11 protein-coding genes and 1 pseudogene are annotated in these 12773 nt (G+C 31.1%); 8 read left to right on the top strand and 4 right to left on the bottom strand.

The annotated features are described in order from the left end of the window. Positions 1-90: 90 nt before the first annotated feature. Together QNK89_RS11105 and QNK89_RS11100 are read left to right on the top strand one after the other, a co-directional pair. Positions 91-498, top strand: a pseudogene (locus QNK89_RS11105) (hypothetical protein); the annotation flags it as partial. 126 nt (positions 499-624) lie between these two features. Next, positions 625-798: a hypothetical protein gene (locus QNK89_RS11100; RefSeq protein WP_340171185.1), complete on the top strand. Its 174-nt coding sequence runs from the start codon at positions 625-627 to the stop codon at positions 796-798. A gap of 79 nt (positions 799-877) precedes the next feature. Here the strand turns inward: QNK89_RS11100 and QNK89_RS11095 are convergent, their stop codons facing one another. The 3 genes from QNK89_RS11095 to prfB form a co-directional block, all read right to left on the bottom strand. After that, positions 878-3286: an outer membrane beta-barrel family protein gene (locus QNK89_RS11095; RefSeq protein WP_340171182.1), complete on the bottom strand. Its 2409-nt coding sequence runs from the start codon at positions 3284-3286 to the stop codon at positions 878-880. Positions 3287-3392: 106 nt separating this feature from the next. Next, positions 3393-3737 (bottom strand): arsenate reductase (glutaredoxin), encoded by a 345-nt coding sequence (gene arsC / locus QNK89_RS11090; RefSeq protein ID WP_340171179.1) that lies wholly within the window; start codon positions 3735-3737, stop codon positions 3393-3395. An 11-nt stretch (positions 3738-3748) separates the two neighbouring features. Then, positions 3749-4859, bottom strand: a protein-coding gene (prfB, locus tag QNK89_RS11085) for a peptide chain release factor 2 (RefSeq protein WP_340171176.1) whose coding sequence is annotated in 2 segments (ribosomal slippage) — positions 3749-4795 and positions 4797-4859 — 1110 coding nt in all. Because the reading frame shifts where the segments join, the coding sequence is not laid out codon by codon here. Between the two features lie 94 nt (positions 4860-4953). Between prfB and QNK89_RS11080 the strand changes: the two genes are divergently transcribed. From QNK89_RS11080 to QNK89_RS11070, 3 genes are all read left to right on the top strand, one after another. Next, entirely contained in the window at positions 4954-5979 is a 1026-nt protein-coding gene (locus QNK89_RS11080; RefSeq protein ID WP_340171173.1) for a GntG family PLP-dependent aldolase, read from the top strand. A 241-nt stretch (positions 5980-6220) separates the two neighbouring features. After that, positions 6221-6448, top strand: coding sequence for a hypothetical protein (locus QNK89_RS11075; protein ID WP_340171170.1), 228 nt, complete (start codon positions 6221-6223; stop codon positions 6446-6448). A gap of 395 nt (positions 6449-6843) precedes the next feature. Next, positions 6844-7749 carry a hypothetical protein gene (locus tag QNK89_RS11070; RefSeq protein ID WP_340171167.1) on the top strand — a complete coding sequence of 302 codons (906 nt, stop codon included), beginning with the start codon at positions 6844-6846 and terminating at the stop codon, positions 7747-7749. Between the two features lie 62 nt (positions 7750-7811). On the opposite strand, the gene QNK89_RS11065 is transcribed toward QNK89_RS11070, so the two are convergent. Then, a complete protein-coding gene (locus QNK89_RS11065) occupies positions 7812-8135 on the bottom strand; it encodes a YbaB/EbfC family nucleoid-associated protein (protein WP_340171164.1) in 324 nt (107 codons plus the stop codon). A gap of 143 nt (positions 8136-8278) precedes the next feature. Here QNK89_RS11065 and QNK89_RS11060 point away from each other — a divergent pair, with 143 nt between their 5' ends. From QNK89_RS11060 to QNK89_RS11050, 3 genes are all read left to right on the top strand, one after another. Then, positions 8279-10348, top strand: coding sequence for a S9 family peptidase (locus QNK89_RS11060; protein WP_340171161.1), 2070 nt, complete (start codon positions 8279-8281; stop codon positions 10346-10348). Positions 10349-10421: 73 nt separating this feature from the next. Next, entirely contained in the window at positions 10422-11462 is a 1041-nt protein-coding gene (locus QNK89_RS11055; RefSeq protein ID WP_340171158.1) for a pyridoxal-phosphate dependent enzyme, read from the top strand. A gap of 140 nt (positions 11463-11602) precedes the next feature. Continuing rightward, positions 11603-12773 (top strand): aminotransferase class I/II-fold pyridoxal phosphate-dependent enzyme (locus QNK89_RS11050; protein ID WP_340171155.1); only part of this gene is annotated, 1171 nt, incomplete at its 3' end.

The following is a 12773-nucleotide window of genomic DNA, read 5'->3' as shown; positions in this document are numbered from 1 at the left end:
ATTGTATCTTTTTCTATTCTGAATTCCATGTATTTATAGGTTTATTTTAGGTTGGCTAATTTACGAAATTTTGAGCATATTTTTTAGCCGAATGTTGATGATGTTTTTAAAAACAAAATAAACACTAAAAAGGATATGATGGATATTCTTTTAAACCTCGATAATGATGAAATCATCATTGTAGAATGTAAAACCAGTAAAGAAAGAGGTTATAATAAATTTAGTGCTGTTTCAAGACAATTAAAGTCTTATCAAAATGTTGTTCTAAAAAATAATTTAAGAATTGTTAAAATCCTAATTGTAGCACCTGAATTTAGTGATGATTTTATAACTGATTGTGAAATGGACACAGAAATGAATTTATCACTTATGACAGCTTCAACTCTATCTAATATTTCCGAGGCTTTTAAAACATCAAAATATACAGAATTCCCTCACGTTTTATTTCGTGATATTGTAATAAATGAAGAACGAATAATTAAAGCATTGAGCAAATAGTTAACACAATTATAAAAACCATTTTAAGTTCAGTTAATAACCTGTTAATAATTATATATTTTATATTGTATAAAAAAAGAGTTTAACTTATCTTTGTCAAAGATTTAAAGCAATACACACATTATTATGTTCGAATTTGATCAATATTTAGGCTTTTTAGCATTTTTAACAATATTAACTATAGGTTTCTGGTTAATGATATTTTTAATAACTTTTGTTGTTCCTTATTGGATTGGTGGAAGTTTAATAGAACGTCTTAAAGAAATTAAAGAAGAAAAGAAAGCTAAGAGAGAAGCTTAGACTTTAAATTATACATAAAAAAAGAGAGAAATTCTATTAGAATTTCTCTCTTTTTTTGTATTCTAAACGAATTAAAGGATTAGCCTTCAAATCCACCATCATCACCATAACTTCTATGTTCTTCACGTTTCTTTTTCTGGTTAAATCTATAGGTGAACGATAGGTTAAAACTACGTTCTCTCCATTGGAATTCGCTTTCAGCATTAAAAGTTGGAGTAGTGGTTTCTTGTATTCTTTTTCTACTATTAAACAAATCGTTCACATTAAAAGCAATAGACGCTTTCTCTTTAAACAAGTCTTTACTAAATGCCATTGTAGTAGTAAAAATACCTTGTCTTACATTTTGAGCATCTGCACTTGAACCTCTATAATTTAAATTGGTTTGCCAATCTAAACTACAAGGTAAGGTATATTTATTACTAACTCTTGCAAACCAACTGTTATTTGTATTATCCAAAGATAAGCTATTTGGTGTTGTACCTTTTATTTCGTTTTGAAAGAAGTTGAAATTACCATTTAAACGCCATTTTCTTGATGGATTGTAGGTTAAGGTAAATTCAAAGCCATAACGATCTTCGGTAGCTAAGTTAATAGGTGTACGTTTTATAATTGGTAACTCTTCACCATTTATATTTGCAGTGTCTCCAGTATCGAAACTAATATAATTAAAGCCATCTGTAGCATGAGAATAGTAGGCAGAAGAGTTAAACGTAAATTTACCAAAACGCTTTAAATAGCCTAAATCTATTTGTCCAGAGTAGCTAGGATTTAAATCTGGATTCCCTTGAAAAAAGTTAGTAACGCTACTTCTAGAAGGAAACGGGTTTAAAAAATAACCACGAGGTCTTCTTAATCGTCTTGCATAACCTAAGGTTAAACTTTCTTTTGTACTAAACTCATAACTTAAATTAACGGTTGGAAATAAACCTATAAAATTCTTTTTATTAAAATCTCCAGACGTTGGCTGGTCTATTGTAATTCTTGTGTTTTCCATTCGTAAACCAAATAAGAATGAAAATTTATTAATTTTACTACCATATTGTGTGTAGAATGCATTGACGTATTGCTTAAAATTCAAGACGTTGGTAAGATCTAAATTAGTTTCAAAAACACCAGTATCGTTATTAAAAATCACAACATTAAAATCTGTAGTTGTCGTATCAAAGTTTCCTCTGAAGCCAGCTTCAAATTGACTATTCTCACCAATTGGTAATACATAATTTGATTGTAATAGTATTTGACTTTGATCTTCTAAGGTATTTACGTTTTCAACATCAACGTTATCAACACTAATTAACGAGCTTTCATTTTCTTGATTGTCTTCATATTGAAAATCGAAGGTTAACACATGTCCACTGTCTTTAAAGTTTTTCTGAAAATTTAAAGCGTATTGTATGGTTTTATCATCTTCTAGCTCAGGTTCTATACGAGTTGTAGTTGATAACAAGCTTCTATTGCTATCTAATTGATTTATAACATTGGTACTTAATCTTTCGTTATTACTATCTCTATATAATATAGAAGAGGTTAACGAAGCAGAGTCGTCTACATACCATTCTACACCAAAATTAGTGGTTAAACCTTTTCGTGTTCTGTTGAACGTATTGCTTTCGTCTAGAAAATTACCAGTAGAATTGTATTGTGTTAACGAAGAAGAGTTGCCAGGAGATTCTCTATAACTGTAACCTGTGGTATTAAAAATATTTAGATCTCCAGTTCTATAATTAACGTTTCCATTAATTCCTGCTGCAGGATTGTAGCCAACATTAGTTGTAATGGCTCCATTTAAGCCTTGAAGTTTACTACGACGTAAAATAATATTTAAAATTCCGCCAGTTCCTTCCGCATCGTACCTTGCTGAAGGAGAAGTAATAACTTCTACTTTTTCTATTGATTCTGCTGGAAGCTGACGTAGTGCATCTGTAGAGTTTAAGCCAACTAAACCAGAAGGTTTTCCGTTAATTAAAATTCGAACATTATCCTTTCCACGTAAAGCAACATTACCTTCCACATCTACAGAAACCGAAGGGACGTTATCTAACACATCACTTACAGTACCTCCTCGTACAGTTAAATCTTTACCAATATTATAGATTTTTTTATCGAGTTTAATTTCTACTGTTGTTTTCTCGGCAATCAGTTCTACTTCTTCTAAAGTTGTGGCATCTTCTCTAAGGTAAATGGTGCCAAAATCTAAAGATTCGTTTATTTCTTTGGCTTTAATTGTTGTTTTTTCGAAGCTAATAAACTCAAAAGAAACGTTGTATGTTCCTGAATCTAATTTAATTGTAAATTCACCATTTTCGTCTGCACTTCCACCATTAATAATTTTACCATCTGTAGGATTAGAAACAACAATAGTTGCCCATTCTAAAGGAAAATTAGTGTCTTGTTCTAAAATTTTTCCTGTTATAGTAACCTCCTTTTGTGCAAAAACAAAAAAGGATAGAAAAAGAGATAGAGTAGTGGTTATTATAGTTTTTTGCATGTCTTTGGTTTTGTTTTTTAAGACTGCAAAATTACCATAAGGTTTAAACCTCTTTGGTTAAAGGTTTGTTAAATAAAAAAACCCTGCAAATAGCAAGGTTTAAAGTTTAAGATATTATGTTTAATATATGTTTTGGAGGTCTACCAATAATAGCTTTATTGCCATTAATAACTATAGGTCTTTCTATAAGTTTTGGGTGTTTTAGCATGGCATCAATAATGGCTTCGTTAGATAAATCTTTGTTTTTATATTCAGATTTCCAAATAGTTTCGTTTTTTCTTACAAGTTCTATAGGTTTAATACCTAATAGTTTTATTAATGCTTTTAATTCTGTTTTAGTAGAAATATCTTCAAGGTATTTAACAATTTCAAAATTTTTCCCAGAATTTTCTAGAATCTGTAATCCTTGACGAGATTTACTACAACGGTTGTTATGGTATATTTTAATCATTTTTGTAAATATTATAATTGATTAGATTCTGTGGTATGTTGTCCCATCATCATTAAATAAGCCTTTAAAAATGGTGTAATGTCACCATCCATAACTGCATCTACATTACCAGTTTCGTGTGCAGACCTTACATCTTTTACTAGTTTATATGGATGCATAACGTAGTTTCTAATTTGGCTTCCCCATTCAATACTTTTTTTACTGGCTTCAATATCTTGACGTTGTGCAAGCTGCTTTTGCAGCTCAATTTCGTAAAGTTGAGACTTTAGCATTTGTAGTGCTCGTGATCTATTATCATGTTGCGATCGCGTTTCGGAACATTGTATTTGTATTCCCGATGGCTTGTGTAATAGTTGTACTTTAGTTTCCACTTTATTTACATTTTGTCCACCAGCTCCACTAGATCTTGCAGTCGTGATTTCTAAATCTGCTGGATTAATATCTATTTCAATAGTATCATCTACCAATGGATACACATAGACTGATGCAAAGCTAGTATGCCGTTTTGCATTACTATCAAAAGGCGAGATGCGAACAAGTCTATGCACACCATTTTCGCCTTTAAGCCAACCAAAAGCATAATCGCCTTCAATTTCTATAGTAACCGTTTTTATACCAGCAACATCACCTTGTTGAAAATTAAGTTCTTTTACTTTAAACTTGTTTTTTTCTGCGTACATTAAATACATACGCATGAGCATTTCTGCCCAATCACAACTTTCTGTGCCACCAGCACCAGCAGTAATTTGAAGCACAGCGTTTAAACTATCGCCTTCTTCAGAAAGCATGTTTTTAAATTCTAAATCTTCAATTAAAGTTTGTGCTTTTTCAAAACGATTTTCAACATTTTCTGCAGTGGCTTCTTCTTCTTTAAAAAACTCGTAAATAACTTCTAATTCTTCAATAAGTGTATTTGCAGCATTATAATCTTGAACCCAATTTTTTTTAACACGCAGTGATTTCATTATTATTTCTGCAGCTTTAGAGTCGTTCCAGAAATCAGGAGAAAAGGTTTGTTCTTCTTCGTTACTAATTTCTATAAGTTTAGCATCTATGTCAAAGATAAAGCCTTAACTTAGCTAGGCGTAGTAAGAGATCTATAATTTGATCTTGTGTTATCATTCTATTTGTGTTTAAAACAAAAATAGAATTTATAGTAGGATTTAGAAATTATTACTCAGTTATTTTATAGTTTTATGCAGAAAAACAAAAACAAATGAAAATTGATTTAAGGAGTGATACTTTTACAAAACCTAATCAAGGTATGTTAGATGCCATAATTAGGGCGAAAGTTGGAGACGATGTTTATAAAGAAGATGAAACTGTTAACGCATTAGAAACCCGAATTGCTAGATTATTTGGTAAGTCTCATGCCTTGTTTTTCCCTAGCGGAACAATGGCAAACCAAACAGCAATAAAATTGCATACCAATCCAGGAGATCAAGTTATTTGCGATAAATATGCTCACATATATAATTATGAAGGTGGAGGAGCCTCTTTTAACAGTGGTGTGTCTTGTAAATTAATAGATGGTAATAGAGGAATGTTTACAGCAGAACAAGTTATTGAAGCTATTAATCCTCCAGATTTTTACCACAGTCCTTTAACTACTTTAGTAGAAATAGAAAATACAACCAATAAAGGAGGAGGAGCGTGTTGGGACTTTAAAGAGTTACAAAAAATCAAAAGTATTTGTGATACTAATAACTTAGGGTTTCATTTAGATGGTGCACGACTCTGGAATGCTTTAGTGGCAAAAGACGAAAAACCAGAAGATTATGGTGAAATATTTGATACTATTTCTGTGTGTTTAAGTAAAGGATTAGGTTGCCCAATTGGTTCTGTATTAGTAGGAGACGAGCACCTAATGAAAAATGCAATTAGAATACGCAAAATTCTTGGAGGTGGTATGAGGCAAGTAGGTTTTCTTGCAGCAGCAGGACATTATGCATTAGATAATAACCTTCAATTATTAAAAGAAGACCATATAAAAGCTAAAGAAATAGCTTCTGTTTTAGAAAATTGTGTCTTTATAAAAAGTGTAGAACCTGTAGAAACTAATATTGTTATTTTTAGTCTAAATGATACTATTAATAGTGTAAATTTTATAAAAAGTCTGATGTCTAAAGGTGTGCTTATTAGTGATATGGGACAAGGAAAGTTAAGAATAGTAACACATTTAGATTATAGTAATACTATGCATGATGCTTTACTAAGCCTTTTAACTACTTTTATTTTTTAAATAAATTTTTTGTAACTTATTGGTTAACAGAACTTAAATAAAGTCGTTATTTTTTAATCGTGTTTATGTGTATTTCGTCGAATTGTTATTTAAAAATTAACATTTAGATGTCTTTCTTCTGTAATACAATTAATTTTGGTGCGTATTAAAGAATAGACTAAAAATTAGTTTAAATTAATCTATAAATAACCATTAAAATTATTAAAAAACGAAAAAAGTATTACTAACAATCTTATTTTTTGTGGCTTGTACATTAGCATTCGCTCAAGATTTACCAACTAATCTTGAACCAGGAAAATGTTACGTACGTTGTGTAACACCAGACGTTTGGGTAAATCAAGACGTTACAATTCAAGTAGCACCTGCTCACAAAAAATTAAGCACTGTACCTGCAAGATTTGAAACTTTTACAGAAACTGTAGTAGTTGCTAACGCTAGTCAAGAACTAGAAGTTGTTCCTGCAAAGTAGGAAACACAAACGTTTACAGTAGTAACTCAAGCTGCTTCTCAACGTTTAGAAAAAGTACCTTTTAGAACAGAAACAGAAAAAGAAACTGTTGTTGTAAAACAAGCAAGCCAACATTTAGAAATTGTTCCTGAAGTCTATGAAACACAATCTTTTGAAGTTGTAACTCAGCCAGCTAGCCAACGTTTAGAGCTTGTTGCTGCACAATATGAAACTCAAGATATTACTGTTGTAGTAACAGAAGCTTCACAGCGTTTAGAAGTGATTCCTGCAGTTTATGGAACAGAAACTTTAACTTACAAGAAAAGAGAATATGGTACTTCTTTAAGAATTTTCCAGCTAAATTTTCTTCTAACTATCAAGTTATTGAAACCAAGCCTGCAACAGCTAAATGGGGAATGAGTGATACTCCAGCAGCAGATTGTCAATCAAGTGATCCTAACGATTGTAGATACTGGTGTTATAAAGCAGTTCCTGCTCAAAACATTACTATTAATACAACAGAATTAGCTTCTGACGCTAGTACTGTTAGAACACCAGATTGTGATCCATCAACATCTAAAGATGATTGTGTAATGGCAACTTATACAAAAAGAATTGTAACGACTCCTGCAACTACTAGAGTAATCGATATTCCTGCTACTACTAAAACAGTAAAGAAAACAGTAATGGTAACTCCTACAACAACAAGAGTAATTCCTATTCCTGAGCAAAGAAAGACAATGAAGCGGGTAGTTATGGTAACACCTCCAACTACAAGAGTAATTGATATTCCTCAAGTAACTAAAACAGTTACTAGAACAGTAATTATTCCTGAAACTACAAGAGTTGTTTCTATTCCAGAAATAACAAAAACTATGAAGCGTACTGTAATGGTAACACCTCCAACAACTAGAGCTATTGAAATTCCTCAAAGAACTTCAACTATCAAAAAAACAAGATTAGTTGAAGATTCTAAAGTTGTTGAAACTACTGTACCTCCAGTTTCTAAAACAGTAACTAAAGAAGTATTACAAACAAAAGGTGGTTTAACTACTTGGAAAGAAGTTGATTGTAAAATTATTGAGTATAATGATCTTAACATAAACTGGAACTTAGGTTCTGCAACTTTAACTAATGCTGCTAAAGGAGAAATAGATGCTAAATTATTACCAGTATTAGCAGATGGTGTTTCTGTAGAGATTGCAAACTACTTAATTTCAAAAGGAATTAATTCTTCTAGAATTGTTTCTAATGGATACGGTGAGTCTAGATTAACTAACAGATGTTCTGATGGTGTAATTTCAATTACAGTAGTAAATTAATAAATAAAAAAACCTCTAGCAGTAATATATTGCTAGAGGTTTATATTATAATTTGTGAGTTTTTACTTAAACATATCCATGCCAGGAATACTTGGCATACCATCTTTTGCTACAGCAGCTAATTCTGTTTCGTTAATATTTGAAGCTTTTTCAATAGCCTTATTTAGTATTAAAATTAAATAATCTTCTAATTGTTCTTTGTCTTCAAGTAGAGAATCATCAATAGTAACAGCTTTAATGGTTCTGTTAGCTGTTAGAGTTACTTTTAATAAACCATCACTGCTTTGCTCGTCTACTAAAACGGTATTAAGTCTAACCTTAGTTTCTTCTACTTTTTTTCGGGTTTCTTTAAGTTTGCCCATCATTCCTGCTAAATCTCCAAACATAATCTATAATTTTTATTATTAAAGATGCAAATCTATAACATTCAATAGTTAATAACCAATATAATATCTATTCAAAAATCTGATATTTTTACTAGTTTTAGTTTTACTTTTGTTTCATACATGTAAATAATAATAAATAGCACATGCTAAAAACAACAGTATTAGTAAATCCTCCAATTGCAAAAAAAATATCTAAGTCTCTAGAAATACATAATGATGTTAGAGTAGATAATTATTTTTGGATGAATGAAAGAGAAGATAAAGAGGTAATTACGCATCTAAAAGCTGAAAACACTTATGCAAAAGCAGTTTTAAAGCACACAGAAAATTTTCAAAGCGACCTTTTCGAGGAAATGAAAGGTAGAATTAAAGAAGATGATAGCTCTGTTCCCTACAAATTAAATGGATATTGGTACATAACCAAATTTGAAAAAGGTAAAGATTATCCAATCTATACAAGAAAAAAAGAAACATTAGAAGCTCCAGAAATAGTTATTTTTGATTGTAATGAAATGGCCAAAGGTCATGCTTTTTTTAAGTTAGGAGGTATATCTATTAGTCCAGACAATACAATGGCTAGTTTTGCAATAGATACAGTAAGTAGAAGGCAATATGCACTTCAAATTAAAAATTTAAAAACAGGCGAAATTTTTTCAGATAAAATAGAAAACACAACCGGAAGTTCTACTTGGGCGAATGATAATCAAACGTTGTTTTATACCAAGAAAGACGAAGTAACCTTGCGCTCTGATAAAGTTTACAAGCATAAATTAAATTCTTTAGAAGCATTAGATGTATTAGTCTACCATGAAAAAGACGACACTTTTAATTCTTTTGTTTACAAGACAAAATCTAAAAAGTTTATAGTTATTGGTTCTTCTAGTACATTAACTTCTGAATTTAGAATTTTAAATGCAGATACTCCAGATGGTGATTTTAAAGTTTTTCAAGAAAGAGAACGTGAATTAGAATACTCAATAGCACATTATAACAATAGTTTTTATATTGTTACTAATAAAGATGAAGCTACAAATTTTAAGCTTCAAAAAACTCCGGAAAACAATACAGGAAAGGAAAATTGGGTAGACGTATTGCCACATAGGAAAGAGGTTTTATTGGAAGATATTGAAATTTTCGACAGTTACCTTGTAGTTAATGAACGTGAAAACGGACTTAATAAAATTCGAATTATAAGTTGGTCTGGTAAAGAAGATTATTATTTACCATTTAATAGTGAAACCTATACAGCTAGTCTAGGAAACAACTCAGATTTTAAAAGTAATGAATTAAGATACAGTTATAATTCATTAACAACACCAAGCTCTGTTATAGACTATAATTTTAAAACTAAAATTAAAACAATAAAAAAAGAGCAAGAGGTTTTAGGAGAAGGTTTTAATAAAGATAATTACGAGTCTAAACGTATATGGTCAACAGCAAGAGATGGTGTTAAAGTACCAATATCTATAGTTTACAAAAAGGGAATTGTTTTAAACGGAAAAAACCCAGTTTTACAATATGCTTATGGTTCTTATGGTTCAACAATAGACCCATACTTTTCTATAATTCGTTTAAGTCTACTAGATAGAGGTTTTGTATATGCAATTACACATATTAGAGGAGGAGAGTATTTGGGTAGAGCATGGTATGAAAATGGAAAATTATTAACTAAAATGAACACTTTTACAGATTTTATTGATTGTTCTAAGTTTTTAATTAAAGAAAACTATACAGCTCCAGAACATTTATATGCTATGGGAGGAAGTGCAGGAGGACTATTAATGGGAGCAGTAATAAATATAAATCCAGAGCTTTATAATGGCGTAATTGCAACTGTGCCATTTGTAGACGTAGTAACAACAATGCTAGATGATACAATACCATTAACAACTGGAGAGTATGATGAATGGGGAAACCCGAATTTGAAAGAATATTACGATTATATGAAATCGTATTCACCTTATGATAATGTTCAGCCTAAAAATTATCCAAACCTATTAGTTACAACTGGTTTACATGATTCTCAAGTGCAATATTTCGAACCAGCAAAATGGGTTTCAAAACTTAGAGAATTAAAAACAGATTCAAATAAATTATTGTTTCATATTGATATGGAAGCAGGACATGGAGGCGCATCTGGTCGTTTTGAGAGCCTAAAGGAAGTAGCACTAGAATATGCATTTCTATTTGATTTAGAGGGCATTGATAGTTAAAAAAAAATGCTTATTTTTGTAATGTTCTTCTGTTACAACCAACTAAACTAAAGTAACAGATCGCGTATTGTTTATGGCACATAAAAAACAAGTTTTTGATAATGTATTAGACCTAGTTGGTAATACACCAATGATAAAACTAAAAAAAATAACTTCCGGTTTTAAGGGTGATTTTTTAGCAAAAGTTGAAGCTTTTAATCCAGGACATTCTTCAAAAGATAGAATTGCATTATATATTATAGAACAAGCAGAAAAACAAGGTATACTTAAACCTGGTGATACTATTATTGAAACTACTTCTGGTAATACAGGTTTTAGTATAGCAATGGTTAGTGTTATTAAAGGTTACGATTGTATTTTGGCAGTAAGCTCAAAATCTTCTCCAGATAAAATAGGTATGCTAAAGAATATGGGAGCCAAAGTTTACGTTTGTCCAGCAAACGTAAGTGCAGACGATCCTAGATCTTATTACCAAGTAGCAAAACGTTTGCACGATGAAATAAAAGGTTCTGTTTACATCAATCAATATTTTAATCAGTTAAATATAGATGCACATTACGCTTCTACTGGACCAGAAATTTGGAACCAAACAGAAGGAAAGATAACCCATTTAGTAGCATGTAGTGGAACTGGAGGTACTATCTCAGGTATTTCTAAGTTTTTAAAAGAACAAAATCCAGAAATTAAAGTTATTGGTGTAGATGCTTTTGGTTCGGTGCTTAAAAAATATCATGAAACTAAAGAATTCGATGACAAAGAAATTTATCCATATCGTATAGAAGGCTTAGGAAAAAATTTAATACCTACAGCTACAGATTTTGATGCTATAGATAAATTTATAAAAGTTACCGATGAAGAGAGTGCACATACAGCTAGAGAAATTGTAAAAACGGAAGGTTTATTTGTAGGCTACACCTCAGGAGCAGCTATGCAAGCATTAAAACAGTTAGATGCACAAGGTGAATTTAAAGAAACAGATAAGGTAGTTGTTGTTTTTCCTGATCACGGCTCACGTTATATGAGCAAAATTTACAGCGATAAGTGGATGAACGAACAAGGTTTTTTTGATAGTAAAAATCTAGAATCAGTAGAGAGTATTCAATATATTAAGTAACAATGTATTTTCAATATATTTAAAAAACTGATGCCTTATAAAAGGTAACAGTTTTTTTATGTTAATAATACAGTAAAGAAATATTATGCAAAAAACTTAGAATTGCTTAATTTTGTAAATTCTTAACTAACAAAATAACGATGAAAGATTTATTTGCAAAAATATATAAGGATAAAGGACCATTAGGAAAATGGGCAGAGCAGGCAGAAGGTTATTTTGTTTTTCCAAAATTGGAAGGACAAATTTCTAACCGAATGAAGTTTCAAGGGAAAGACGTTATTACATGGAGTATTAACGATTACTTAGGTTTGGCAAATCATCCTGAGGTTCGTAAAGTAGATGCAGAAGCTGCTGCTGAATATGGATCTGCTTACCCAATGGGAGCACGAATGATGTCTGGTCATACAGAAATGCATGAAAAATTACAAAACGAATTAGCAGAATTTGTAAGCAAAGAAGCAGCTTACTTATTAAATTTTGGCTATCAAGGTATCATGTCTACAATTGACGCCTTAGTTGCTAAAGACGATATTATAGTTTATGATGTAGATTCTCACGCTTGTATAATTGATGGTGTGCGTTTACACATGGGGAAACGTTTTACATATAAACATAACGATATAGAGAGTTTAGAAAAAAATCTAGAACGTGCTACTAAAATGGCAAAAACTACTGGTGGAGGAATTCTTGTAATTTCAGAAGGTGTTTTTGGTATGCGTGGAGAACAAGGTCGTTTAAAAGAAATTGTAGCGCTTAAGAAGAAGTTTGATTTTAGATTATTAGTAGATGATGCTCACGGCTTTGGTACTTTAGGTGCCACAGGAGCAGGAGCAGGAGAAGAGCAAGGTGTGCAAGATGATATTGATGTGTATTTTGCAACTTTTGCTAAATCTTTAGCTAGTACAGGCGCTTTTATCGCTGGTGATAAAGAGATAATGGATTATTTAAAATATAATTTACGTTCTCAAATGTTTGCAAAGTCATTGCAAATGACTCTAACAGTAGGTGCATTAAAGCGTTTAGACATGTTACGTACTATGCCAGAGTTAAAGCAAAACTTATGGAAAATTGTCGATGCTTTACAATCTGGTTTAAAAGAAAGAGGATTCGATATTGGTACAACAACAAGTTGTGTAACTCCAGTTTATCTTAATGGTAGTATTCCAGAAGCCATGGCTTTAGTTAGAGATTTACGTGAGAATTACGGCATTTTCTGTTCGATAGTTGTTTACCCTGTAATACCAAAAGGATTAATATTATTACGAATGATTCCTACGGCAACGCATACATTGCAAGATGTTTCTGAAACAT

The sequence above is a fragment of the Lacinutrix sp. genome (genome assembly GCF_037625555.1).
Classification (GTDB): Bacteria; Bacteroidota; Bacteroidia; order Flavobacteriales; family Flavobacteriaceae; genus Lacinutrix.
This window is presented reverse-complemented; position numbering and strand designations above follow the sequence as displayed.

Bases quoted from the DNA above. Each gene is read 5' to 3' on its own strand.
- QNK89_RS11065 (WP_340171164.1), bottom strand. From the start codon at position 8,135: ATGTTTGGAGATTTAGCAGGAATGATGGGCAAACTTAAAGAAACCCGA.
- QNK89_RS11060 (WP_340171161.1), top strand. From the start codon at position 8,279: ATGCTAAAAACAACAGTATTAGTAAATCCTCCAATTGCAAAAAAAATA.
- QNK89_RS11095 (WP_340171182.1), bottom strand. From the start codon at position 3,286: ATGCAAAAAACTATAATAACCACTACTCTATCTCTTTTTCTATCCTTT.
- QNK89_RS11080 (WP_340171173.1), top strand. From the start codon at position 4,954: ATGAAAATTGATTTAAGGAGTGATACTTTTACAAAACCTAATCAAGGT.
- arsC (WP_340171179.1), bottom strand. From the start codon at position 3,737: ATGATTAAAATATACCATAACAACCGTTGTAGTAAATCTCGTCAAGGA.
- QNK89_RS11070 (WP_340171167.1), top strand. From the start codon at position 6,844: ATGAGTGATACTCCAGCAGCAGATTGTCAATCAAGTGATCCTAACGAT.
- QNK89_RS11055 (WP_340171158.1), top strand. From the start codon at position 10,422: ATGGCACATAAAAAACAAGTTTTTGATAATGTATTAGACCTAGTTGGT.
- QNK89_RS11100 (WP_340171185.1), top strand. From the start codon at position 625: ATGTTCGAATTTGATCAATATTTAGGCTTTTTAGCATTTTTAACAATA.